Here is a 24,145-nt window from a genome sequence, read left to right on the forward strand (position 1 = left end):
CGAAGCACCTCCAGTACCGAAGAAACATCCAACTCATTGAATCTCAAGGAGTTTTCCGTTCCGTTTGCCCTGGAAGTGGTGCGCAGTATAAAGACATCCGCTGAGGGGTCAAGCACTTATTTCACAAACATTTCAAAAGGCCTTAAATGCACAAGGGAGGCCGAAGCCTCCCCTGTATCGCTGACAGCGATGAGCCCTTCTTCTATATAAGGACGATCCGCGCAAAGGCTTTTTTACCCGCCTGGCAGACGTGCGAGGAGCCGCGAACGAATACGAAGCTGCGATCGACCACCACGCCATCGACCTTGACACTTCCCGCCGCCAGCAGATCACGCGCCGCCGCAGAGTTCTTCACCAACCCGGCCTTATTAAGGACGGCGGCAATGGGCATATCCTCGGAAGCCTCCAGGGAAATCTCTGGAAGGTCCTCGGGAAGCTCACCCTCTTTCATGCGATTACCCGCCGCGCGGTGAGCATTGGCAGCCGCCTCTTCACCATGGAAGCGGGCGACGATCTCTTCAGCGAGCTTGATCTTCACATCGCGGGGATTGGCACCGGCTGCGACATCCGCACGCAACTGGGCGATCTCATCCATGCTGCGGAAGCTGAGCAGCTCGAAGTAGCGCCACATCAAGGTGTCCGGAATCGACACCAGCTTGCTGTACATCACACCGGGCGCTTCCTGGATGCCGACATAATTGCCCAGCGACTTGGACATCTTCTTCACGCCATCGAGCCCTTCGAGCAAAGGCATGGTCACCACGCTCTGGGCTTCCTGGCCATAAGCGCGCTGAAGCTCACGCCCCATCAGCAGGTTGAACTTCTGATCGGTGCCGCCCAGCTCGACGTCAGCCTTGAGCGCGACCGAGTCATAGCCCTGCACCAGCGGATACAGGAACTCATGAATGGCAATCGGCTGATTACTGGTGTAACGCTTGTCGAAGTCATCGCGCTCGAGCATGCGCGCCACGGTGTACTGCGAAGACAGACGGATGAAGTCGGCTGGGGTCAGCTGATCCATCCAGGTGGAGTTGAACGCCACTTCGGTCTTGGCCGGATCGAGGATCTTGAATACCTGCTGCTTGTAGGTCTCGGCGTTGTCGAGTACCTGCTCGCGCGTCAGCGGCGGGCGAGTGGCGCTTTTGCCGCTCGGGTCGCCGATCATTCCGGTGAAGTCACCGATCAGGAACACCACCTGATGCCCCAGCTCCTGGAACTGCCGCAGCTTGTTGATCAGCACGGTATGCCCGAGGTGCAAATCGGGGGCAGTGGGGTCAAAGCCTGCCTTGATGCGCAGAGGCTCGCCCCGCTTGAGCTTCTCGACCAGCTCAGATTCGACCAGTACCTCTTCCGCACCGCGCTTGATAAGCGCCAGCTGCTCTTCCACCGACTTCATAAACAGATCCGCAAGGCTCAGGTTAAAAGGGAGCCAACCATACAAGATCGGCGGTCAAATACAAGTTTTGCAAAATCTTGTGACTCAGTGAGGCGCGCGTAACGTCTATGCGCCCTTGCACGAATGCAGATTTGGTTATATTTTATACAGTTATTTCATCTTCATCATGTCATTCATCTTTTCCTTTTCACCTTTTTTAAAGTCACCCTTATGACCCCAAACACTGCAAAGGCATCTCGGCTGTACCCCAAAATCCACCTACTTGCTGCCAGCGGTCTTGCCGCGATGCTCAGCCTTGCGCTGCTGGTGTTCCCCTCCAGCGAAGTGGAAGCCAAGAAAACCACCCTGAGCCTCGAGCTGGACAACCCGGCCGACTCGCTCAAGGAAGAGGCTGCCAGCACGCCGCTGGTCCAGACGCAACAACCCTCCAGCTCCCCTTTCGCGCAGATAGACAATGCAGCGCCCGCGCCCACCGAGCAGGCTGTTCAGGCAGCGCCCGAGCCGAAAAAGGGCGAGCCGGGCCACCGTGAAGTCACCGTGGCCAAAGGCGATACGCTTTCCACGTTGTTTGCCAAGGTCGGCCTGCCCGCCAATGCCGTCCATGACCTGTTGGCCAGCACCAAGCAGGCCAAGCAGTTCAGCCAACTCAAGCACGGGCAGGTCTTGCAGTTCGAGCTGGACAAGAACGGGCAACTTGCCAGCCTGCACAGCAAGGTCAGTGGCCTGGAAAGCATTCGCCTGATCCGTTCGGACAAGGGCTACAGCTTCAGTCGCGAAATCAGCAAACCGGTGGTGCGCACGGCCTACGCCCATGGCGTGATCAAGAGCTCGCTGTCGGCCTCGGCGCAGCGCGCCGGGCTGTCGCACAGCCTGACCATGGACATGGCCCGCGTGCTGGGCTACGACATCGACTTTGCCCAGGACATTCGCCAGGGCGATGAATTCGATGTGGTCTTCGAGCAGAAGGTCATGGACGGCAAGGTCGTCGGCACCGGCAACATTCTCTCGGCGCGCTTTTCCAACCGTGGCAAAACCTACACCGCAGTGCGCTATACCAACAAGCAGGGCAACACCAGCTACTACACCGCCGATGGCAGCAGCCTGCGCAAGGCATTCATTCGTACCCCCGTCGATTTCGCGCGGATCAGCTCGCGTTTTTCGGCTGGGCGCAAGCATCCGATCCTGAACAAGATCCGTGCACACAAAGGTGTCGACTACGCCGCACCTCGCGGTACCCCGATCAAGGCGGCAGGTGATGGCAAGGTCGTGCTGGCTGGCCGCCGGGGCGGTTACGGCAACACGGTGATCCTGGCCCATGGCAACAAGTACCAGACGCTCTACGGCCACATGCAAGGCTTTGCCAAGGGCGTAAAGACCGGCGGTAGCGTCAAGCAGGGGCAGGTCATCGGCTACATCGGCACCACCGGCTTGTCGACCGGGCCGCACTTGCACTATGAGTTCCAGGTCAATGGCGTACACGTCGACCCGTTGAGCCAGAAAGTGCCGATGTCCGAACCGATTGCCAAGGCAGAGCGCCAGCGCTTCATGCAGCAGAGCCAACCCCTGATTGCGCGCATGGATCAGGAAAAAGCCACCATGCTCGCCTCGAACAAGCGCTGAGCATGGCGCGCTATATAGGGGTCATGTCGGGGACCAGCCTGGATGGGCTGGACATCGCCTTGATCGAGCAACACGAACAACCCCGGTTGCTGGCCACCCACTACCTGCCAATGCCGGCCGACTTGCGCACCGAGCTGCTGGCACTGTGCGCCAGCGGCCCGGACGAAATTGCCCGGGCAGCCCTGGCGGAGAATCGCTGGGCTCAATTGGCGGCCCAGGGTATTGCAGCACTGCTGCAGGAGCAGGCGCTGGCCCCGGAACAGATCACGGCCATCGGCAGCCATGGCCAGACCATCCGCCACGAGCCTGCCCGCGGTTTCACGGTGCAGATCGGTAACCCCGCCCTGCTGGCGGAGCTCACCGGCATCAGCGTGATCGCAGATTTCCGCCGCCGCGACGTCGCTGCTGGCGGACAAGGTGCCCCGCTGGTCCCGGCGTTCCATGAAACCCTGTTCGCGCATCCTGGCCAACGGCTGGGCGTGTTGAACGTGGGCGGCTTCAGCAACCTGACATTGCTTGCGCAGGATCAACCGGTCAGCGGTTTTGATTGTGGGCCAGGCAACGTGTTGCTTGATGCCTGGATTCAACGCAAGCGTGGTGAGCCCTTCGATGCTGATGGCGCCTGGGCTGCCACGGGTAGCGTGGATCATGCCCTGCTCGGGAGCTTGCTGGGCGATCGGTTTTTCGCAGGAACGGGACCGAAAAGCACGGGCCGCGAAGTGTTCAACCTGACGTGGCTGGACCAGCACCTGAGCGCCCTGCAGCCTTTGCCCGACGAAACGGTCCAAGCCACGCTGCTGGAGCTGACGGCGCGCAGCATCTGCGATGCCTTGAACACGGCGCAGCCAGACACCGACCGATTGCTGGTCTGCGGTGGCGGGGCACGTAACGGGTCGCTGATGCGTCGGCTGGCGGCGCTGTTGCCGGCCACTCAGGTTGAAAGCACCGAAGCGTGCGGCGTTCACCCTGACTGGGTCGAGGCCATGGCTTTTGCCTGGTTGGCCCATTGTTGCCTGACGGGGGTGGCGGCTAACCGCCCGAGCGTGACCGCCGCCAGAGGGCTACGAGTGCTGGGCGCGATCTACCCCGCCTGAGTCCGATGATCGAACGAAAACGCCGCGCAAATGCGCGGCGTTTTCAGTTCAGCGACGCAGGTGTCAGATGGAGAACGACGACCCGCAGCCGCAAGTGGTGGTGGCATTCGGGTTCTTGATCACGAAGCGCGACCCCTCGAGGCCCTCCTGGTAATCCACCTCTGCACCGGCCAGGTACTGGAAGCTCATGGGGTCGACTACCAGCGATACGCCCTCGCGCTCAACGATGGTGTCGTCGTCGGCCACATCTTCATCAAAGGTGAAGCCATACTGGAAGCCCGAGCAACCGCCGCCAGTCACGAACACGCGCAGCTTGAGCCGATCATTGCCCTCTTCGCTGACCAGGGTCTTCACCTTGTGCGCAGCACCGTGGGTGAATTCCAGACCCGTGGGGGTGAAGGTTTCAACGCTCATGTAGATTCTCCCGGCAGGACGCCGTAACAAAACTCGATGCGCGCATTATCCGCTTCTCCGAGAAAATTGGTCAACAATTGTCCGGCAGCCGATGCAAGGTCGGTTTGCCACACGCAGATACGAAAAGGCCCGCACTCGGCGGGCCTTCAGGTTACGCGTCGATCAAGGCAGCAGGCCGGCGTGGTTCAGGCCCATGCGCTCGTCCAGCCCGAAGAGGATATTGAGGTTCTGCACGGCCTGGCCCGAAGCGCCTTTGACCAGATTGTCGATCACCGACAGCACCACCACCAGATCGCCGCCTTGCGGGCGGTGAACAGCGATCCGGCAGACGTTGGCGCCACGCACGCTACGCGTTTCAGGATGACTACCGGCAGGCATGACGTCGACGAAAGGCTCGTCTGCATAGCGTTTTTCATACAGCGCCTGCAGATCGACCGAGGTGTCGAGCAGGGTGGCGTACAGCGTCGAATGAATGCCGCGAATCATGGGCGTGAGGTGCGGAACGAAGGTCAGGCCGATCGGGCCACCCGCAGCCAGGCGCAAGCCTTGGCTGATTTCTGGCAGGTGCCGGTGGCCTTTCACCGCGTAGGCCTTCATGTTTTCGCCCGCTTCAGAGAACAGCGAGCCCACGGCTGCACCGCGGCCCGCCCCGCTCACACCGGACTTGCAGTCGGCGATCAGCCGCATTGGATCGACAATCCCAGCTTCCAGCAGTGGCAGGAAGCCCAGCTGGGTTGCGGTGGGATAGCAGCCCGGAACAGCGATCAGGCGTGCGTTGCGGATCTTTTCACGGTTGACTTCCGGCAGGCCGTAGACCGCATCGCCGAGCAGCTGCGGGGCGCCGTGAGGCTGGCCGTACCAGTTGCCCCACTCCTCGGCATCCTGCAGACGGAAGTCGGCCGACAGATCGATGACCTTGGTCCCGGCTGCCAGCAACTCGCCCGCCAGGGCGTGGGCGACGCCGTGTGGCGTGGCGAAGAAGACGACATCACAGGCACCCAGCGTCGCGCTGTCAGGAACACTGAAGCGCAGGTCGTCGTAATGGCCTCGCAGGTTCGGATACATGTCGGACACCGCCATGCCCGCTTCGGAACGCGAAGTGATGACAACCACTTCGGCCTGCGGGTGCTGCGCCAGCAGACGCAACAGCTCGACACCGGTGTAACCCGTGCCGCCGACGATACCGACCTTGATCATGATGCTTGCCCCCTATCAACGAAGCCACTGGAAAGCCTTGGATGATAGGGGTCACAGGCGCCAGGAACAACACTGGATTAACCCTTGAGGGTGCTGGGCAACTACTATCTGACCACCGTAAAAACCTGAAGGAAGCTCTCAATGCTGTATCTCTGGATCAAAGCGCTGCACATCGTCAGCGTGGTCTGCTGGTTCGCCGGCCTGTTCTACCTGCCCAGGCTGTTCGTCTACCACGCGCAAAGCACCGACAGTGTCAGCCGCGAGCGCTTCGTCACCATGGAGCGCAAGCTGTACCGCGGCATCATGAACCCGGCCATGATCGCGACGTTCGTGTTTGGTATCTGGATGCTCTACCTCACGCCGGGATGGCTGAGCCAGGGGTGGATGCATGCCAAGCTGACACTGGTGATTCTGCTGACCGGCTATCACCACGTCTGCGGCGCTCAGCGCAAGCGTTTCGCAGCAGGGACCAACACGCGCAGCCACGTGTATTACCGCTGGTTCAACGAAGTGCCGGTGCTGCTGCTGCTGGGCATTGTCGTGCTGGTGGTGGTCAAGCCGTTCTGAAGGCCGCTGAATCACCAGGCCTGGCGAAACAGGCCCTGTCACTCTCTGGGGCACGCTGTACACTAGCGCCCCTTCTCGCCGCCCCAGGAGCGCTGCATGACCCGTTACGCCATGATCACCGGAGCGTCCAGCGGCCTTGGCCTGGCTCTGGCCGAAGCGCTGGCACGGCGTGGGCGTAACCTCATTCTGGTAGCGCGGCAGCGTGAACCGCTCGAAGCGGTCGCCCTCGAGCTGACGCAGCGCTTTGGCGTGGAAGTGCTGTACCGGGCCTGCGACCTCAGCCAGCCGTTGCGCCTGTCGGGGTTCGTGCTGGAGCTCGAGGAAGGCGAGCGGCGGATCGACCTGCTGGTCAACTGTGCCGGGCTGCGCACCTATGGCCCGTTCCTGGCGCACGAGTGGGCCGATGAGCAGGACCTGCTGGAGGTCAATGTACTGGCCTTGAGCCGGCTCTGCCACGCGCTGGGCAACCTGATGGCCGTGCATGGCGGCGGCCAGATTCTCAATGTTGCGGGGCTTGCCGGTGTTGCGCCTGGCCCCTGGATGGCGGCTTACGCTGCGAGCAAGGCTTATGTGCTGAGCTTCACCGAAGCCCTGCGCGAAGAGCTCAAGCGCACTGGCATCAAGGTGTCGGTGCTGTGCCCGGGTCCGGTGCGCTCGGCCAACCGCCCCATCGACAGGCTCAAAGGCAGTCGCCGTTGCCTGTCGCCGCAAGAGGTGGCGTTGTTCACCGTGCGTGCCCTGGACAAGAATCGCGCCCTGATCATGCCCGGCCGCCGTAACCGTTGGCTGGCATTCGCCCCGCGCCTGTTGCCACGCTGGCTGACGCGAAAGCTCGCAGGTGTGCTGCATCGCCGCTATTGCCCCTCCGGAATGCAGTAGGTCATGGGCGAATGACGCCTGGCTGAGTACACTCCTTGCGGACCCTCACCATGGAGCAGCGTTGTGGACACTCTATTCACCAAGATCATCAACCGGGAAATTCCGGCCAAGATCATCTATGAAGATGACCAGGTTCTGGCTTTCCACGATATCGCCCCACAGGCACCGGTGCATTTTCTGGTCATTCCGAAAAAGCCCATCCGCACCCTCAACGACCTGACCGAAGACGACAAGACCCTCGCCGGGCATATCCTCTTCACGGCGCAACGCCTCGCGCTCGAGCTGGGCTGCGAAGAAGGCTTCCGCGTGGTGATGAACTGCAATGAGCTGGGCGGTCAGACCGTATACCACATCCACCTGCACGTGCTCGGTCAGCGGCAGATGAACTGGCCACCGGGCTGAGCCCATCACGTCGTTTGTGGGAAAAGCGCTGGGCATGACCCTGAGCAATCGTCTTTCCCACGATTGAGGTAGACTGTCGGGCACACTTTTTCGGAGGTGCCCGATGGCTACCGAACGTCACTATTCGCCGCTCGACCGCTTGCTGCTGCAAGCCGACACCGCCCTGCGCACTTTGCTGCCCTTCAGCGGCCAGCCTTCGCGCCCGTCACCGGCGATCGTTCAACCGAGCGTCGAACTCGATCCCGCCCAGAGCCGCCATGTCGCCGGCCTCATGCGCATCAATCACACCGGTGAAGTCTGTGCCCAGGCGCTCTATCAAGGGCAGGCGCTGACCGCCAAGCTGCCGCAGGTGCGCCGCGCGATGGAGCATGCCGCCGAAGAAGAGATCGACCACCTGGCCTGGTGCGAACAACGCATTCGCCAGCTGAACAGCCATCCGAGCGTGCTCAACCCCCTGTTCTACGGCATGTCATTCGGTATCGGCGCATTCGCCGGGCTGGTCAGTGACAAGGTCAGCCTGGGCTTCGTGGCGGCCACCGAGCGACAGGTCTGCAAGCACCTTGACGAACACCTCGAGCAGATCCCTGCCGAAGACGGCAAATCCCGTGCAATTCTCGCACAGATGCGTGTCGACGAAGCACACCATGCCGAGGCGGCGCTGGAGGCAGGCGGCTACCGTTTCCCGGCGCCCGTTCGCTTCGGCATGAGCCTGATGGCCAAGGTCATGACCAAAAGCACCTACCGGGTCTGAAGCGATCATCCGAGGGTCATGCCATGACGCAGCGTTTCGATGCCGACGACCTGGCCCGCGCGGTCACAGCTGGGGTGCTCGAGCCCGGCCAGGATCGCGCACTACTGGCCTTTCTGCGCGCCCACCCCACCCGTCAGCCCGGTTTTCAACTGGCGCATGTGGCCTTCTACTTCGGCGCACTGCTGATCATGGGTGCCATGGGCTGGTTGCTGACCGAAGCCTGGATGAGCGTCGGTGACGGCGCCTTGCTCGCCATCAGCCTGGCCTACATCGTGTCGCTGACGCTACTGGGCCTTGCCCTGCAACGCCGGGCTCAACCGGTTGCCGCAGGCGTATTGGCGGCGGTTGCGGTGAGTATCGTGCCCTTGGCGGTATTCGCCTTGCAGCGCATCACCGGCTTCTGGCCCTTCGGCGATGCAGCCACGGAGTACGCGTCCTACTACCGCTACGTCCGCGGCCAATGGCTGTTGATGGAAGCGTCGACCGTGCTGGCAGGGCTGCTGATGCTGCGCGTCATCCGCTTTCCATTCATCGTCCTGCCCATGGCACTGGCACTGTGGTTCATGTCCATGGACCTCAGCGAATATCTCTACGGCGATGAACTGAGCTGGGCACAGCGTCGAGCGGTGTCCGTGTGGTTCGGCCTGGCCCTGCTGCTGGGCACGCTGATCGTCGATGGCCGCACGCACAAGGACTATGCAGGCTGGGGTTACCTGGCCGGATTGCTGGCGTTCTGGGGTGGGCTGACGGCGATGGACAGCAGCAGCGAACTGGGCAAGCTCGGCTACTGCCTGATCAATCTGCTGCTGATGGGGGTGGCGGTGCTGCTGCGGCGCACCGTGTTCATGGTGTTTGGCGCGCTGGGCGTGGCGATCTACCTGGGCTACCTGGCCCACGACGTGTTCGCCGAATCGTTGCTGTTCGGGCTGGTGCTCACCCTGATCGGCCTGGGCGTGATCGGTCTGGGCCTGGCCTACCAGAAGCGCCGCGAGCGGCTGACCGAGCAACTGCGTACCTGGCTGCCCGAGGCGCTCGGGCGGGCGTTGCCCGCACTGAGACGCTGATTGCACCACCGTGCGGCCTTTCCCGGCCGCGGCGGTGAGCCTTGAATCAACCGAGCTCGACGATCTCGTAGCCGTGGGTGATCTCTACCCCTGCACGGCCAAGCATGATCGACGCCGAGCAGTACTTCTCGGCTGACAGCTCGACCGCACGCTTGACCTGCGCGTCCTTCAAACCACGGCCCTTGACCACGAACCGCAGGTGAATCCTGGTAAAGACCTTGGGATCTTCGTCGGCCCGCTCGGCATCGAGAAAGGCTTCACAGCTCTCAACCGCCTGACGCGACTTCTTCAGAATGCTCACCACGTCAAAACTGCTGCAGCCCCCCAGACCCAGCAGCAGCATCTCCATCGGGCGCACGCCCAGGTTGCGACCGCCGGCTTCCGGCGGGCCGTCCATGACCACCACGTGACCACTGCCCGACTCGCCGAGGAACATGGCGTCACCGGCCCATTGGATGCGTGCTTTCATCTGTGCAACTCCTGCAAGCTTGAAAAATGGAGGTCAGCTTAGTCCTTGTGCGTGAAGCGGAAAAGCCGACACGGGGGATTTCTGGCTTTGCAATCAGAAAGAGCCGATACTCTGGCGCCAAATGACTGGCACAACGCCAGCAACCAGCCCCTTCCTCCTCTGCATCACTGAACAGGATTTCGTGATGGTCGCGTCCGCGCTTTCCGCCAAGATCAAGAACATCGACAAACTGCTGGTGCACTGCCAGCGGCGCCGGTACACGGCCAAGAGCACCATCATTTGCGCAGGCGATAAAGCCGAGACCCTGTCCTACATCATCAAAGGCTCTGTCACGGTGCTGCTCGAGGATGACGAAGGGCGAGAAATGATCATTGCCTACCTCAACAGCGGGGATTTCTTCGGGGAACTCGGCCTCTTCGACGCCAGCGGACCGGTGCGCGAACGCAGCGCCTGGGTCCGCGCCAAGAGCGAGTGCGAGGTGGCGGAAATCAGTTACGAACGCTTCCGTGAGCTGGCCCGTCTGGACCCGGACATCCTCTATGCCGTGGGCGCCCAGATAGCCCAGCGCTTGCGCGACACCACGCGCAAGGTCGGCGACCTGGCCTTCTTCGATGTCACCGGGCGCGTTGCCCGCTGCTTGCTGGACCTGTGCAAGCAACCCGATGCCATGACCCACCCGGACGGCATGCAGATCAAGATCACCCGTCAGGAGATAGGCCGTATCGTCGGCTGCTCGCGGGAGATGGTCGGGCGTGTGCTCAAGGACCTCGAAGAACGCAACCTGGTCAACGTCAAAGGCAAGACCATGGTGGTCTTCGGCACCCGTTAATCGCGAGCGATCGCCGCGAGCAACTGCGTGTAGACCTCGTGAAGCGACTCGAAGACCGGGGCGTTCGACACCACTTCATGCAAGGCGATATGGCTGTCAGCGCGGCACCGCTGCGCCAGCTCGCACACTGCATTGAAGCGATTGACCGCCGCCACCATCGACTCACGCTGGTTGTCCAGCAACAGCGCCCCGTGCACCAGCACCACCGGGCGCTTGCCACCCAGGCCCTGACGCCAGCGCTGGGCAGTGCCCACCAGTTTGCGGCCATTGAGGTTGACGTTGTACCGGCCATCACAGAAGGCGCCGTCGATCTCGCCCACTGACGCCACGCCGCCCCAGCCGCGCAGCGCTTCGCACAATGGCTCGCACAACCGTTGATAGGCCAGCTCGATACGGCCATGGTCGCCCTCACTGCGCGGGGCGACATAGATGAGGGCAATGTTCACCGTGGCCGGTGACTGCGGCACCGGCTCGCCGCCCGTTTCGCGCAGCAGGACCGGCCAGCCGTGACCGGCTGAGGCCTGTGCGGCGGCGTCGAAGCCTGGCAGCCGGCTCATGCGGCGCGGCATCACCAGGGCGCTGTCGGTGGGCTGCCAGAACAGCAGCCCGGTAGCCTGCTCACCGCGACAGACGGCGGCGAGCAGGTCCTGTTCGGCTTGAAGGCCCTGCTCGACAGTGAGGGCCATTACGGGGTCGGTCATGACGTGCTCGTGGTCTGCGGCGGCCAGGGTGATCAGTCCAGGGACTGGGTGCTTTGCACGGTGCGCCCCGGGAAGAACAGGCGCTGCAGTTCCAGCCCGGGCTGTTCGGCGCGCATGAACGCCTCGCCGACCAGGAACGCGTACACCTCGTTGATTTCCATCAACTCGACATCGGCACGATTGAAAATGCCGCTTTCGGTAATCGCCAGGCGATCGCGCGGAATGCGCGGCAGCAGGTCGAGGGTGGTTTCCAGGCTGACTTCGAAGGTATGCAGGTTGCGGTTGTTGACGCCCACCAGCGGGGTGTCGAGGTGAGTCAGGGCACGCTCCAGTTCATCACCGTCATGCACTTCGACCAGGACGTCGAGGCCCACCTCCTTGGCCGTCGCCGCCAGCTCGGCCATGCGCACATCATCCAGCGCCGAGACGATCAGCAGCACGCAGTCTGCGCCCAGTGCCCGGGCTTCGACGATCTGGTACGGGTCGATCATGAAGTCCTTGCGGATGACCGGCAGGCCGCAGGCGGCGCGGGCCTGTTGCAGATAGGCATCGGCGCCCTGGAAATAGTCGATGTCGGTGAGCACCGACAGGCAGGTCGCCCCACCCTTTTCATAACTGACGGCGATTTCGGCCGGGACGAAGTGCTCACGGATCACGCCTTTGCTCGGCGAGGCCTTCTTGATCTCGGCAATCACCGCCGGCTGCTTCAGGTGTGCCTGCTTGATCAACGCATCGGCGAACCCGCGCGGCGCGTCGGCGGCCTTGGCCAGTTGCTGCAGCTCCGACAGGCTGACGCGCGCACTGCGCTGCGCCACTTCCTCGGCCTTGCGGGCGAGAATCTTCTCCAACACCGTTGGTACGCTCATGCTTGGTTCTCCACCTTGAATACCGCCGTAAAGGCGCCGAGCTCTTGCATTTTTTCCCAGGCCAGCCCGGTGTGAAGCACATCGTGGGCGAGTTCGACACCGGCCTTGAGGGTCATGGCGTGGTCTGCGGCATACAACGCTGCACCCGCATTGAGGGCGATCATTTCCGCCGCTTTCTGCGCGCTCTCGCTCTTGCGTCGGCCCAAGGCGTCACGGATCAGCGCCAGCGAGGCGGCCGGTGTGTCGACTGCCAGGCCATGCAGGCTCTGGCTCTTGATACCCAGGTCTTCGGGCTCGACCCAATACTCGCTGATCTCGCCGTTTTTCAGCTCGGCCACGAAGGTCGGCGCGGCCAGGCTGAATTCGTCCAGCCCGTCCTTGGAGTGCACCACCAGCACATGCTTGCTGCCCATGCGCTGCAACACTTCGGCCAGCGGGCGGCACAGCGCCTGGCTGAATACGCCGACCACCTGGTGCCTGACGCCAGCCGGATTCGTAAGCGGGCCGAGCATGTTGAACATCGTGCGCAGGCCCAGGTCACGGCGCGGACCGGCGGCGTGCTTCATTGCCGAATGATGGCTCTGGGCGAACATGAAGCCGATGCCCAGGCTGTCGATGCAGCGCGCAACCTGCACCGGGGTGAGGTCGAGGTAGATGCCGGCCGCCTCCAGCAGATCGGCGCTGCCGCTCTTGCCGGACACCGCACGGTTGCCATGCTTGGCCACCGTGCAACCGGCCGCAGCCAGGACGAACGCCGAGGCGGTGGAGACGTTGAAGATATTGGCGCCATCGCCGCCGGTACCGACGATGTCGACGACACCGTCCAGGTCCTTGAGCTCTACCTTGCTGGCCAACTCGCGCATCACCGTCACGGCGCCGACGATCTCGTCGATGCTTTCGCTTTTCATGCGCATGCCCATCATGAAGGCACCGATCTGCGCTTCGCTGCACTGGCCGGTCATGATCTGGCGCATCACCTCGCTCATCTCGCCGGTGCTCAGGTCCAGGTGGCTGACGATGCGGTTCAATGCGGTTTTGATATCCATGCTCACTGCTCTGTCCTTAACGGCGGCCGCCGGTCTGCTTGAGGAAGTTGGCGAAAAGCTCATGGCCTTGTTCGGTCAAGATCGATTCGGGGTGGAACTGTACGCCTTCGATGTTCAGGGTCTTGTGACGCAGGCCCATGATTTCATCGACCGCGCCATCTTCCAGCGTGGTCCAGGCGGTGACTTCCAGGCAGTCCGGCAAGGTTTCGCGCTTGACCACCAGCGAGTGGTAACGGGTCACGGTCAGCGGGTTGTTGAGACCGGCGAAAACGCCCAGGTCATGGTGGTGCACAGGGCTGGTCTTGCCATGCATCACCTGGCGCGCGCGCACCACGTCACCGCCAAAGGCCTGGCCGATCGACTGGTGCCCGAGGCAGACGCCGAGAATCGGCAGCTTGCCGGCGAAATGCAGAATGGCCTCGATCGACACCCCCGCTTCGCTGGGCGTGCAGGGCCCTGGAGAGACGACGATACGCTCAGGGTCGAGCGCCTCGATCTGCGCCAGGGTCAGTTCGTCGTTGCGAATGACCTTGACCTCGGCACCGAGCTCGCCCAGGTATTGGACGACGTTGTAGGTAAAGGAATCGTAGTTGTCGATCATCAGTAACATCAGGCTGAACCTCTTGAATCCACTGACTTTGAATACGTGCTTTTGCAACCGGACACAGCCGCGGGCGCTCCGCCAGGGCAGTGTTCAACGCATTTGAAAAGCAATCAGAAACGGGCCGGAGAGACCGGCAGGAGATAAAGTCAGGCGCGCCAACGCCAACGGGCGTGGGCCTTGATAACGCGCATCAAGAGTTTGCTGACGATCAACACGGAAGTAGTCTCGCTCATTCGAAACCGCACAGTAGCCTACGGGCGCCGCGGGTGCAACAAGCCCTGGGGCCGGGCAAACGAAGTGTTGAATTACCACCGAGCCTGGATTTGCTATGGTCGGCCGGCTGTGTCGAACAACAACAAAGAACAGGACTCTCTACATGCGCACACCGCCCTTCTTACGCACGTTTCTGGGAATGATGGTTCTGGCCAGCGGCCAGGCTATGGCATCGCCCAACCCGTATTCCACGCTGATGGTCTTCGGCGACAGCCTCAGCGATGCCGGGCAGTTTCCCGACTTGGCCGGAACGGCCACCGGCATGCGCTTCACCAACCGCAATGCCGACGGCACGTATGCGCCCGTTTCGCCGATGATCCTTGGCAACCGGCTGGGGTTCTCCGGAGCCGAACTGGGCCCTTCCACCTCCCCGGTGAACACGGCCACGGGCATGCCGGACGGCAACAACTGGGCGGTGGGGGGCTACACCACGCAGCAGATCCTCGACTCCATCACCGACACCTCCAAGGTCGTGATTCCACCCGGCAAGCCGTTCGCGGGCCTGGTGATCCGTGAACGCCCCGGCTACCTCGCCAACGGCCTGCGCGCCGACCCCAACGCCTTGTACTACCTCACCGGCGGCGGCAACGACTTCCTGCAGAATCAGGTGACCAGCCCCGCCGATGCGGCCGCAGCCGGCGGCCGGCTCGCCGCGAGCGCCCAAGCCCTGCAGCAAGGCGGCGCCCGCTACATGATGGTCTGGCTGCTGCCTGACCTGGGCCAGACGCCGAACTACAGTGGCTCGCCCCTGCAAGGCCCGCTGTCGCAGCTGTCGGCGGTGTTCAATCAGTCGCTGGTGAATCAGCTGCGCCAGATCGACGCCGAAATCATTCCGCTGAACGTGCCAGCCTTGCTCAAGGAAGCACTGACCAGCCCGGGTGAGTTCGGCCTGGCCACCGATCAGGATCTGGTCGCCACCTGCTACAGCGGCGACAGCTGCCGCGAAAACACCCGCTATGGCATCAACAGCGCCACACCCGACCCGAGCAAACTGCTGTTCAACGACGCCGTGCACCCCACCATCGCCGGCCAGCAGCTGATCGCCGACTATGGCTACTCGATCCTCTCGGCGCCCTGGGAGCTGACGCTGTTGCCGGAGATGGCCCAGGCCGGCATCCGCGCCCAGCAGGACGAGCTGCGCGGCCAGTGGCAGACGCCCTGGCAAGCCATTGGCCAATGGCAGGCGATTGTCGCAGCGGGCGGCCAAGACCTCGACTTCGACAGCCAAAGCAGCTCGGCCAAGGGTGATGGCCGCGGTTACAACCTGACCGTGGGCGGTAGCTATCGGCTCAACGAGGCATGGCGCGTGGGCCTTGCCGGCGGCGTGTATCGGCAAACACTGGAGGTCGGCGCGCAAGATTCGCGGTACCGCCTCAACAGTTATCTGGCCAGCGCCTTCGCCCAGTTCCGCCAGGACCGCTGGTGGGCGGATGCGGCGATCACTGCCGGGCACCTGGACTACAGCGACCTCAAACGCACCTTCGCCCTGGGCGTGAACGATCGCAGCGAGAAAGGCGACACCGACGGCGAAGCTTGGGCGGTCACCGGCCGGGTCGGTTTCGACCTCGCCCAGCCAGGCAGCCAATGGCAATTGGCGCCGTTCCTCAGCGCCGACTACGCACGGGTCAAGGTCGACGGTTACGACGAGCGCAGCGATCGCGCCACTGCGCTCGGCGTGGACGACCAGGAGCGCACCTCGCGTCGCCTGGGTGCGGGCCTGCTGGGCAGTGTGCAGGTGGCGCCCGCCACCCGGCTGTTCGCCGAGGTGGCGCGTGAGCACGAGTTCGAGCACGATCGCCAGGACGTGACGCTGCACCTGGCCAGCCTGCCGGACAACGACTTCACCCTCACCGGCTACCAACCCGATAGCAACCTGACCCGCGCCAGCCTGGGCGTGAGCCAGCAATTGGCACCCGGTCTGAACCTGCGCGGCAACTACAACTGGCGCAAGAGTGATGCAGTCACGCAGCAGGGTGTGAGCCTGGCGCTGAGCCTGGACTTCTGACCAGCCTCACAACGAGAAACGGCGCTTGATTCAAGCGCCGTTTTCGTCTGCGTGCTGCTTAGCAGGTGGGTGTCTGTTCCGCCAACGCCACAGCGCGGAACATCGCCCGGCGCTTGTTCAGGGTTTCTTCCCACTCCAGCGCCGGCACCGAATCAGCGACGATGCCGCCACCGGCCTGCACGTGCAGCTCGCCGTTCTTGATCACGGCGGTGCGAATGGCAATGGCGGTGTCCATGTTGCCGTTCCAGGCAAAGTAACCCACTGCCCCGCCATACACGCCGCGCTTGACCGGCTCCAGCTCATCGATGATTTCCATCGCACGGATCTTCGGCGCGCCCGACAAGGTGCCCGCCGGCAGGATCGCGCGCAGCGCGTCCATCGCCGTGAGGCCCTCGCGCAGCCGGCCGGTGACGTTGGACACGATGTGCATCACGTTCGAGTAGCGCTCGATCACCATCTTCTCGGTCAGGCGCACGCTGCCGGTCGATGAAACCCGGCCCACGTCGTTGCGGCCCAGGTCGATCAGCATCAGGTGTTCGGCGATTTCCTTGTCATCGGACAGCAAGTCGTCTTCCAGCGCGCGATCGGCTTCTTCGGTCGCACCGCGCGGACGCGTGCCGGCGATCGGGCGCACGGTGACCAGTTCGTCTTCGACGCGTACCAGCACCTCGGGTGAGCTGCCGACCACGTGGAAATCACCAAAGTTGAAGAAGTACATGTAAGGCGTCGGGTTGAAGCAGCGCAGCGCGCGGTACAGGTCGATGGGCGCGGCTTTGAAGTCGATGGACATACGCTGCGACGGCACCACCTGCATGCAGTCACCGGCGAGGATGTAGTCCTTCACGGTGTCCACCGCACGTTCATAGTCGGCCTGGGTGAAGCTGGAGCGAAACTCCGGATCGGCAGCAGGCGGCGCCGACAGGTCGAGGCCACGACGCGGGGTGATCGGTTCACGCAGGGTGGCCAGCAACGCCTGCAGCCGCGCCTGGCCCAGATCGTAGGCCTGCTCGTCTGCCGGATTGACCAGCACGATGGCGTGCATCTTGCCGGCCAGGTTGTCGAACACGACCACGGCATCCGAGACCATCAGGAGAATGTCCGGCACCCCCAGCGGGTCGGGATTGGGGCAGGCGCCCAGGCGCTTTTCCACATAGCGCACGCAGTCGTAGCCAAAGTAGCCGACCAGGCCGCCGTTGAAGCGCGGCAGGCCAGGGATGTCGGCCACGTTATAGCGGTCCTTGAACGCCTCGACGAAGGCCAGTGGGTCTTCGACTTCGTGCCGTTCCACCTCGACGCCGTTTTCCAGAATGCTCACCTGATAGCCATGCACCCGCAGCACGGTGCGCGACGGCAGGCCGATCATCGAGTAGCGGCCCCACTTCTCCCCGCCCTGAACGGACTCCAGCAGGTAGGTGTTGGGTTGGTCGGCGAGCTTCAGGTAGATCGACAGCGGCGTGTCGAAGTCGGCCAGGGTTTCACAGGCCAGGGGAATGCGGTTGTAGCCGGCAGCGGCCAGGCGCAGGAATTCTTCGCGGGTCATGGGTAGCCTCGTGGGCAAGCAGCAATGGATGAGGGCGAGCAGACGGGCCGGCAGGCGCCGGCGGGGGGCGTCAGGCGCGCCAGCGCCAACGGGCCAGGGCCTTGATGACTTTCATCCAGTATTTGCCGGTGACGACCACGGGAGGCTCTCTGTGCTTCGACGATTTGAAGTCGGGCAACGTTATCCCAGTGGCTGTGACGACGCAACCGGGGATCAACAGGCGCAAGTCGTCGATCACCAGGCTTGGCGACTCTTCGCTGATCGGCCGCCCATGGTTGTAGCCATAGCTGAGCGCAGCGCAGTGTACGCCGGCCGCTCTGGCGGCCAGTACATCGCTGCGCGAGTCGCCCACGAACAGCGCCTGATCCGGGCTGACCCCCGCCATCTTCATGACGAACAGCAGCGCGGCGGGATCGGGTTTCTTCTCCGGCAGGGTGTCGCCGCCGATGATCCACTTGAAGTACTCGCCCAGCTTCATCTGATCGAGCAGCGGTGCGACGAAGCGCTCGGGCTTGTTGGTGATCAGCGCCATCTGTACATCGTGGGCGCGCAACCAGCGCAGGGCGTCCTGCACGCCGGGGTAGACCACGGTCAGGTCGTGGCTGCGCGAATAGGCTTCGTTGAACAGGGCCAGGCCGCGTTCGGCAAGCTCATCGTCGACCCCCGCGTGGTCGATGCTGTTGGCCAACGCGCGGCGCACCAGCACCGGCGCGCCATTGCCCACCCACTGGCGCACCGAGGCGAAGCCCACGGGCGGGCGATCGAGTGCGAGCAGCATGTGGTCCACCGCGCTGGTGAGGTCCGGCACCGAATCGACCAGGGTGCCATCCAGGTCGAACATCACCAGCTTGGGCAGCGCGCCCGGGAACAGCTGCTCGAGGCCGCTCATGCGCGTGCCAGGGCCAGTTCCGAGCGCATCTTGTCGATCACTTCGCGGTAATCGGGGGCGTTGAAGATGGCCGAGCCGGCCACGAAGGTGTCGGCGCCGGCGGCAGCGATCTCGCGGATGTTGTTGACGTTCACGCCGCCGTCGATTTCCAGACGGATATCGCGGCCGCTGGCATCGATCAGGGCGCGCGCTTCACGCAGCTTGTCGAGCGTGCCGGGAATGAACTTCTGCCCACCGAAGCCTGGGTTGACGCTCATCAGCAAGACCATGTCGATCTTGTCCATCACGTACTTGAGCGCGTCCAGGCTGGTGGCCGGGTTGAACACCAGGCCCGCCTCGCAGCCGCCGTCCTTGATCAGTTGCAGGGAACGGTCGATGTGCTGCGAGGCTTCAGGGTGAAAGGTGATGAAGGTCGCGCCGGCCTCGATGAAGTCACCGATGATGCGGTCGACCGGGCTGACCATCAGGTGCACGTCGATGGGCGCGGTCACCCCATGCTTGCGCAGGGCCGAGCAGACCATCGGGCCGATGGTGAGGTTGGGCACGTAGTGGTTGTCCATCACATCGAAGTGGACGATGTCGGCGCCGCTGGCCAGTACATTGTCGACTTCCTCGCCCAGGCGAGCGAAATCGGCAGAGAGAATGGACGGGGCAATAGCGTAGGGCTGCATGGCGCACCTGTTGGCAGAATCACGGTGGCGCGCATTGTAACTCAGGGAAATGCTTCGGAGCTTGTTGGTATCAATTCGTGTCTGGAGCAGGCGGTTGCGGCGCAGCGCCGTCAGGCAGGCGACGCTGCTGCGCAACCGCTATCAGTCAGGCCGGCTGTTGCGTGCGCAGCTTCTCGCTACGCCCGCGCAACCACTCCAGGGTCAGCAACAGCACGACCGAGAAGCCGATCAGCAAGGTTGCCGCCGCCGCGATGGTGGGGCTGAGGTTCTCGCGGATACCGCTGAACATCTGCCGTGGCAGGGTCGCTTGCTCGGGGCCGGCGAGGAACAGCGTCACCACCACTTCATCGAACGAGGTGGCGAAGGCGAACAGCGCACCGGAAATCACCCCCGGTGCAATCAGTGGCAAGGTCACCCGGCGGAACGCAGTGACCGGCGATGCCCCCAGGCTGGCCGCCGCGCGCACCAGGTTGTGATTGAACCCCTGCAGCGTAGCCGACACGGTGATGATCACGAACGGCACACCGAGCACGGCATGCACCAGGATCAGCGACAGGAAGCTGTTACCCAGGCCCAGCGGCGCGAAGAACAGGTAGCTGGCCACACCAATGATCACCACCGGCACCACCATGGGCGAGATCACCAGCGCCATCACCAGCGACTTGCCAGGGAAGTCACCGCGGGTCAGGCCGATCGCCGCCAGGGTGCCGAACACCATGGCCAGCACCGTGGCCGCTGGGGCGACGATGACGCTGTTTTTCAGCGCTCGCATCCACTCGGCCGAGCCGAAGAAGTCCTGGTACCAGTGCAGCGAGAAGCCCTGCAGCGGGTACACCAGGAAGCTGCCGCTGTTGAACGACAGCGGCACGATCACCAGCACCGGCAACACCAGGAACAACAGCACCAGGCCGCAGAGAATCCGCAGGCCGTAGAACCACACCCGCTCCACGGGCGACATGTAAGGGCTCAGCATGATGAACGCTCCTCAGCTCAGGCGCAGGCGGCTGGCGCCGACCAGCCAGCTATAGATCAGGTACAGCAGCACGGTCGCCAGCAGCAACAGGCCACCCAGTGCGGTCGCCATGCCCCAGTTGATGCTGGTGTTGGTGTAGAAGGCCACGAAGTAGCTGACCATCTGGTCGTTCGGGCTGCCCAGCAGCGCCGGGGTGATGTAGTAGCCGATGGCCAGAATGAACACCAGCAGGCACCCGGCGCCCACACCGGCGTAGGTCTGCGGGAAGTACACGCGCCAGAAGCTGGCGAACGGATGGCAGCCCAGGGAAATCGCCGCCCGCATATAGCTCGGGGAAATGCCTTTCATCACGCTGTACAGCGGCAGGATCATGAACGGCAGCAGGATGTGCACCATCGAGATGTAGACCCCGGTGCGGTTGAACACCAGTTCCAGCGGCTGATCGATGATGCCCAGTGCCATCAACGCGCTGTTGATCAGGCCGCCCGATTGCAGAAGCACGATCCACGCCGCCACCCGCACCAGGATCGAGGTCCAGAACGGCAGCAGTACCAGAATCATCAGCAGGTTGCTCTGCCGGGTCGGCAGGTTGGCCAGCAGGTACGCCAGCGGGTAGGCCAGCAGCAGGCAGATACCGGTGATCACCACGCCCATCCACAGGGTGCGAGCGAAGATATCGAGGTAGATGGCCTGGTCGGGCGAGGTCTTGGCCAGCTCACCGAGGTCATCGATGCGGTGGTCGACCGAGGCCAGCAGGTAGAACGAGGTCACGCTGCTGGTGTTGCGACGGATCGCCTGCCAGTACGCAGGGTCACCCCAGCGCTCATCGATGCCCTGCAGGGCTTCTTTATACGAGGTGGGCTCGCTTTTCAGCGGCAGCGCGCGAGCCGTCTTGGCCAACAGGCTGCGATAGCCGGCCAGCTCCATGTTCAGGCGTTTCGACAGATCACCCAGGGTCTGGTTCTTGCGGGCCTCGACCAGGTCTTCGCTCAAGGCCTTGTAGACGTTTTCGCCCGGCAGGCTCTTGCCATCCCACTGCGCGATGACCTCCACGGTGCGCGGCATGCCGCCCACCACTTCCGGGTTGCCGACGCTCTTGTAGAGCAACGCTGCAATCGGCACCAGAAACACCAGCAGGAGGAACAGCGCCAGGGGCGCGATCAACGCCTGCGCCTTCCAGCGGTTGACCCGCTCGGCGCGCTTGAGGCGCTGCTTGAGGTTGGGACCTGCGCCTTCGTTGAGGGGCACTGCAATGGCCATGACGGACTCCGGGAATCAGGGGGAACAGAAGCGCCAGCCAGGCTGGCGCTCCTCCAGCAGCAGCGCGAATTACTTCTTCGCAGCCCAGGCGTTGAAACGTTGCTCCAGCTGCTCGCTGTTATCGGCCCAGAAGGCCACGTCGATCTGCACCTGATTGGCGATGTTCTCAGGTGTGGTCGGCATGGTCTGCTTCACCTCGTCCGACAGCATGTCCACCGCCTTGGTATTGGCCGGGCCGTAAGCGATGTTCTCGGAGTAGATCTTCTGCTGCGCTGGCTGCACGCTGTAGGCGATGAATTTCTTCGCTTCATCAGCGTTTTTCGCACCCTTCGGAATGGCCCAGGCATCGAAGTCGTAAATGCCGCCGTTGAACACCACTTTCAGGTTGCTTTCTTTCTGTACTGCGGCGATTCGGCCGTTGTAGGCCGAGCTCATCACGACATCACCCGAGGCCAGGAACTGCGGCGGTTGAGCGCCGGCTTCCCACCACTGGATGCTGGGTTTCAACTCATCGAGTTTCTTGAAGGCGCGGTCCACGCCGGCCTGGGTGGCCAGCACGGTGTAGACGTCCTTGGGCGCGACGCCGTCGGCCATCAAGGCGAATTCCAGGGTGTACTTGGCGCCCTTGCGCAGGCCGCGCTTGCCGGGGAATTTCTTCGTGTCCCAGAAATCGGCCCAGCTGGTCGGCGCGGTCTTGAGCTTGTCGGCGTTGTAGGCCAGCACGGTGGACCAGACGAAGAAGCCGACGCCGCATGGCTGAATGGCGCCCTTCACGTAGTCGGATTCGTTACCGAACAGCGCCGGGTCGAGTTCCTCGAACAGGCCCTCGTCGCAACCACGCGCCAGCTCGGGTGACTCCACCTCGACCAGGTTCCAGGACACGCTCTTGGTGTCGACCATGGCTTTGATCTTGGCCATTTCGCCGTTGTACTCACCGGCGACGATCTTGCCTTTGCCTGCCTGTTCCCACGGCTCGTAGAACGCTTTCACCTGGGCGGCCTTGTTGGCGCCGCCGAAGGACACCACGGTGAGGTCTGCAGCCAGAGCTTGGCCGGCGACCATCAGGCCCAGCGCCAGGGCGGTCATTTTCAACTGCTTGTGCATTATTGTTTTCTCCACAGTAGGACTTGGTGACAGACAGGTTCAATGAGCCTGGGCAATCGGATCGAGCGCGCGGGCGTGCTCCACTTCCCAACCCAGCGGCACGACATCGCCAACGGCCAGCGCCGGATCGAGCTCGGCAATCGGCTGTTTGACGAAGAAATCAGGCTTGCCGCACACCTCAAGGCGCACCCGCACGTGGTCGCCGAGGTAGATGAATTCGGCCACGCGGCCCGAGAAGCGGTTGGCGCAGTGCTCGCTGTGGCCGTTGAGGCGCACGCGCTCAGGGCGGATCGACAGGGTGACTGCTTCGCCCGGCTGACCCACATTCACCGCCAGGGCTTCGACCCGTTCGCCACGGGCGAGCTGCACCTGGCAGCGTTCGCCATGACGCGACAGCAAGGTGCCGTTGAGGCGGTTGTTCTCGCCGATGAAGTTGGCGACGAAGGTATTGCTCGGCGCTTCATAAAGGGTGCGCGGGTCGGCGATCTGCTGAATTTCGCCCTGGTGGAACACGGCCACGCGGTCGGACATGGTCAGCGCCTCGCCCTGGTCGTGGGTGACGTAGACCACGGTGACGCCCAGGCGCTGGTGGATGTGCTTGATTTCCATCTGCATGTGTTCACGCAGCTGCTTGTCGAGGGCGCCGAGGGGTTCGTCCATCAGCACCAGCTGGGGCTCGAACACCAGCGCACGGGCCAGGGCCACGCGCTGCTGCTGACCGCCGGAGAGCTGGCCGGGGTAGCGCTTGGCGAAGCTGTCGAGCTGGACCATGTTGAGCACGCGCTTGACCCGCTCGCTGACGTCGGTCTTGCTCAGGTTGCGCACGGTCAGCGGGAAGGCCAGGTTCTCGGCCACGGTCATGTGCGGGAACAGCGCGTAGTTCTGGAACACCATGCCGATGTCGCGCTTGTGCGGTGGCACGTTGTTGATCGAGCGTCCGGCGAGCTGGATTTCACCGGCTGTAGGGGTCTCGAAACCGGCCAGCATCATCAGGCTGGTGGTCTTGCCGGAACCGGAGGGCCCGAGCAAGGTGAGAAATTCGCCTTTGCGGATGTCCAGGTTGAGGTTCTTGACGATCAGCGCCTCGCCGTCGTAGCTCTTCTGTACGCCGCGGAAGCTGACCAGCGTTTCGCCGGCTGGGCCGCCCGAATTCACCTCACTCATACCTGCACCTTTTTATTGGATGACTGCGTGGGCAGAAGCGTAGAAGAGACGGGCGCCCCGGCAAATCGGGGGCGCGGAGAGAATGCCATCATCCGTTTGGAAGATTGCTTGTAGGGAATGCCCTACAGAGATGCCGGAATCAGGATGGTGAAAGACAGACCACGCCCCCTGCTGGGACCTTGGCCGCGATGAGCGGCGCAGCCCCCAAGACTGCAACCTCGAAATTCCTGGCAATACGCGGCGCCTGACTCGAGCCGGCGGCGCCGGCAATCGCGGCTGACCGGGGCGCCGAACCGGCCGTTCCTACCCCGATCGCGCTTGCCTGAGCCGCCACGCCGCGCGCCCTGTTGGAGCGGCTTCAGCCGCG

At 63.2% G+C, this 24,145-nt stretch carries 25 protein-coding genes; 10 read left to right on the plus strand and 15 right to left on the minus strand.

Going from position 1 to position 24,145, the window contains the following annotated elements; all coding sequences use genetic code 11:
• Nucleotides 1-210: hypothetical protein (locus tag RT028_RS13510; RefSeq protein ID WP_312935561.1), on the plus strand; the 210-nt coding region annotated here is incomplete at its 5' end.
• Here the strand turns inward: RT028_RS13510 and tyrS are convergent.
• On the minus strand, nt 203-1,396 hold the full coding sequence (gene tyrS / locus RT028_RS13515; RefSeq protein WP_312935562.1) for a tyrosine--tRNA ligase: 1,194 nt from the start codon (nt 1,394-1,396) through the stop codon (nt 203-205). The genes RT028_RS13510 and tyrS overlap by 8 nt on opposite strands.
• A gap of 210 nt (nt 1,397-1,606) precedes the next feature.
• Here tyrS and RT028_RS13520 point away from each other — a divergent pair, with 210 nt between their 5' ends.
• Nucleotides 1,607-3,016: a peptidoglycan DD-metalloendopeptidase family protein gene (locus RT028_RS13520; RefSeq protein WP_312935563.1), complete on the plus strand. Its 1,410-nt coding sequence runs from the start codon at nt 1,607-1,609 to the stop codon at nt 3,014-3,016.
• A 2-nt stretch (nt 3,017-3,018) separates the two neighbouring features.
• Nucleotides 3,019-4,110 (plus strand): anhydro-N-acetylmuramic acid kinase, encoded by a 1,092-nt coding sequence (locus RT028_RS13525; protein ID WP_312935565.1) that lies wholly within the window; start codon nt 3,019-3,021, stop codon nt 4,108-4,110.
• Nucleotides 4,111-4,173: 63 nt separating this feature from the next.
• On the opposite strand, the gene erpA is transcribed toward RT028_RS13525, so the two are convergent.
• Entirely contained in the window at nt 4,174-4,524 is a 351-nt protein-coding gene (gene erpA, locus RT028_RS13530) for an iron-sulfur cluster insertion protein ErpA (RefSeq protein ID WP_312935567.1), read from the minus strand.
• Between the two features lie 162 nt (nt 4,525-4,686).
• The gene (gene argC / locus RT028_RS13535) at nt 4,687-5,721 is read right to left on the minus strand and encodes an N-acetyl-gamma-glutamyl-phosphate reductase (protein ID WP_312935568.1); all 1,035 of its coding nucleotides are present in this window, start codon (nt 5,719-5,721) and stop codon (nt 4,687-4,689) included.
• Between the two features lie 144 nt (nt 5,722-5,865).
• On the opposite strand from argC, the gene hemJ reads away from it, so the two are divergent.
• From hemJ to RT028_RS13560, 5 genes are all read left to right on the plus strand, one after another.
• Nucleotides 5,866-6,288 (plus strand): protoporphyrinogen oxidase HemJ, encoded by a 423-nt coding sequence (gene hemJ, locus RT028_RS13540; RefSeq protein ID WP_312935596.1) that lies wholly within the window; start codon nt 5,866-5,868, stop codon nt 6,286-6,288.
• A gap of 96 nt (nt 6,289-6,384) precedes the next feature.
• Entirely contained in the window at nt 6,385-7,167 is a 783-nt protein-coding gene (locus tag RT028_RS13545) for an SDR family oxidoreductase (protein ID WP_312935570.1), read from the plus strand.
• Nucleotides 7,168-7,230: 63 nt separating this feature from the next.
• A complete protein-coding gene (locus tag RT028_RS13550; protein ID WP_312935571.1) occupies nt 7,231-7,569 on the plus strand; it encodes a histidine triad nucleotide-binding protein in 339 nt (112 codons plus the stop codon).
• A gap of 103 nt (nt 7,570-7,672) precedes the next feature.
• Entirely contained in the window at nt 7,673-8,320 is a 648-nt protein-coding gene (gene coq7, locus RT028_RS13555) for a 2-polyprenyl-3-methyl-6-methoxy-1,4-benzoquinone monooxygenase (protein ID WP_312935573.1), read from the plus strand.
• Between the two features lie 23 nt (nt 8,321-8,343).
• On the plus strand, nt 8,344-9,384 hold the full coding sequence (locus tag RT028_RS13560) for a DUF2157 domain-containing protein (RefSeq protein WP_312935574.1): 1,041 nt from the start codon (nt 8,344-8,346) through the stop codon (nt 9,382-9,384).
• Between the two features lie 46 nt (nt 9,385-9,430).
• Here RT028_RS13560 and RT028_RS13565 read toward each other — a convergent pair whose 3' ends face one another.
• Entirely contained in the window at nt 9,431-9,853 is a 423-nt protein-coding gene (locus RT028_RS13565) for an OsmC family protein (protein ID WP_312935576.1), read from the minus strand.
• Between the two features lie 184 nt (nt 9,854-10,037).
• On the opposite strand from RT028_RS13565, the gene crp reads away from it, so the two are divergent.
• On the plus strand, nt 10,038-10,682 hold the full coding sequence (crp, locus tag RT028_RS13570; RefSeq protein ID WP_312935577.1) for a cAMP-activated global transcriptional regulator CRP: 645 nt from the start codon (nt 10,038-10,040) through the stop codon (nt 10,680-10,682).
• Here crp and RT028_RS13575 read toward each other — a convergent pair.
• The 4 genes from RT028_RS13575 to RT028_RS13590 are packed head-to-tail and all read right to left on the minus strand — an operon-like array spanning nt 10,679 to nt 13,905.
• The gene (locus RT028_RS13575) at nt 10,679-11,383 is read right to left on the minus strand and encodes a lipoyl protein ligase domain-containing protein (RefSeq protein WP_312935579.1); all 705 of its coding nucleotides are present in this window, start codon (nt 11,381-11,383) and stop codon (nt 10,679-10,681) included. The genes crp and RT028_RS13575 overlap by 4 nt on opposite strands.
• A 32-nt stretch (nt 11,384-11,415) precedes the next feature.
• Nucleotides 11,416-12,249 (minus strand): indole-3-glycerol phosphate synthase TrpC, encoded by an 834-nt coding sequence (gene trpC, locus RT028_RS13580; protein WP_312935581.1) that lies wholly within the window; start codon nt 12,247-12,249, stop codon nt 11,416-11,418.
• A complete protein-coding gene (trpD, locus tag RT028_RS13585) occupies nt 12,246-13,295 on the minus strand; it encodes an anthranilate phosphoribosyltransferase (protein ID WP_312935582.1) in 1,050 nt (349 codons plus the stop codon). Before trpD ends, trpC begins: the two co-directional genes overlap by 4 nt.
• A 16-nt stretch (nt 13,296-13,311) precedes the next feature.
• On the minus strand, nt 13,312-13,905 hold the full coding sequence (locus tag RT028_RS13590) for an aminodeoxychorismate/anthranilate synthase component II (protein ID WP_312935584.1): 594 nt from the start codon (nt 13,903-13,905) through the stop codon (nt 13,312-13,314).
• Between the two features lie 370 nt (nt 13,906-14,275).
• Between RT028_RS13590 and estP the strand changes: the two genes are divergently transcribed.
• On the plus strand, nt 14,276-16,177 hold the full coding sequence (estP, locus tag RT028_RS13595) for an esterase EstP (RefSeq protein ID WP_312935585.1): 1,902 nt from the start codon (nt 14,276-14,278) through the stop codon (nt 16,175-16,177).
• Nucleotides 16,178-16,235: 58 nt separating this feature from the next.
• Here estP and trpE read toward each other — a convergent pair whose 3' ends face one another.
• The 7 genes from trpE to RT028_RS13630 all read right to left on the minus strand — a co-directional run bounded on the left by trpE (nt 16,236) and on the right by RT028_RS13630 (nt 23,778).
• Nucleotides 16,236-17,717: an anthranilate synthase component I gene (gene trpE, locus RT028_RS13600; RefSeq protein ID WP_312935586.1), complete on the minus strand. Its 1,482-nt coding sequence runs from the start codon at nt 17,715-17,717 to the stop codon at nt 16,236-16,238.
• A 70-nt stretch (nt 17,718-17,787) separates the two neighbouring features.
• The gene (locus RT028_RS13605; RefSeq protein WP_312935588.1) at nt 17,788-18,606 is read right to left on the minus strand and encodes a phosphoglycolate phosphatase; all 819 of its coding nucleotides are present in this window, start codon (nt 18,604-18,606) and stop codon (nt 17,788-17,790) included.
• Nucleotides 18,603-19,277 carry a ribulose-phosphate 3-epimerase gene (gene rpe, locus RT028_RS13610; RefSeq protein ID WP_312935589.1) on the minus strand — a complete coding sequence of 225 codons (675 nt, stop codon included), beginning with the start codon at nt 19,275-19,277 and terminating at the stop codon, nt 18,603-18,605. Before rpe ends, RT028_RS13605 begins: the two co-directional genes overlap by 4 nt.
• A gap of 145 nt (nt 19,278-19,422) precedes the next feature.
• Entirely contained in the window at nt 19,423-20,250 is an 828-nt protein-coding gene (locus RT028_RS13615; RefSeq protein ID WP_312935591.1) for an ABC transporter permease, read from the minus strand.
• 12 nt (nt 20,251-20,262) lie between these two features.
• The gene (locus RT028_RS13620) at nt 20,263-21,510 is read right to left on the minus strand and encodes an ABC transporter permease (RefSeq protein WP_312935592.1); all 1,248 of its coding nucleotides are present in this window, start codon (nt 21,508-21,510) and stop codon (nt 20,263-20,265) included.
• A gap of 69 nt (nt 21,511-21,579) precedes the next feature.
• Entirely contained in the window at nt 21,580-22,614 is a 1,035-nt protein-coding gene (locus tag RT028_RS13625; protein ID WP_312935593.1) for an ABC transporter substrate-binding protein, read from the minus strand.
• A 39-nt stretch (nt 22,615-22,653) separates the two neighbouring features.
• On the minus strand, nt 22,654-23,778 hold the full coding sequence (locus RT028_RS13630) for an ABC transporter ATP-binding protein (protein WP_312935595.1): 1,125 nt from the start codon (nt 23,776-23,778) through the stop codon (nt 22,654-22,656).
• Between the last annotated feature and the right edge of the window lie 367 nt (nt 23,779-24,145).

Source organism: Pseudomonas sp. (genome assembly GCF_032058845.1).
Lineage (GTDB): Bacteria > Pseudomonadota > Gammaproteobacteria > Pseudomonadales > Pseudomonadaceae > Aquipseudomonas.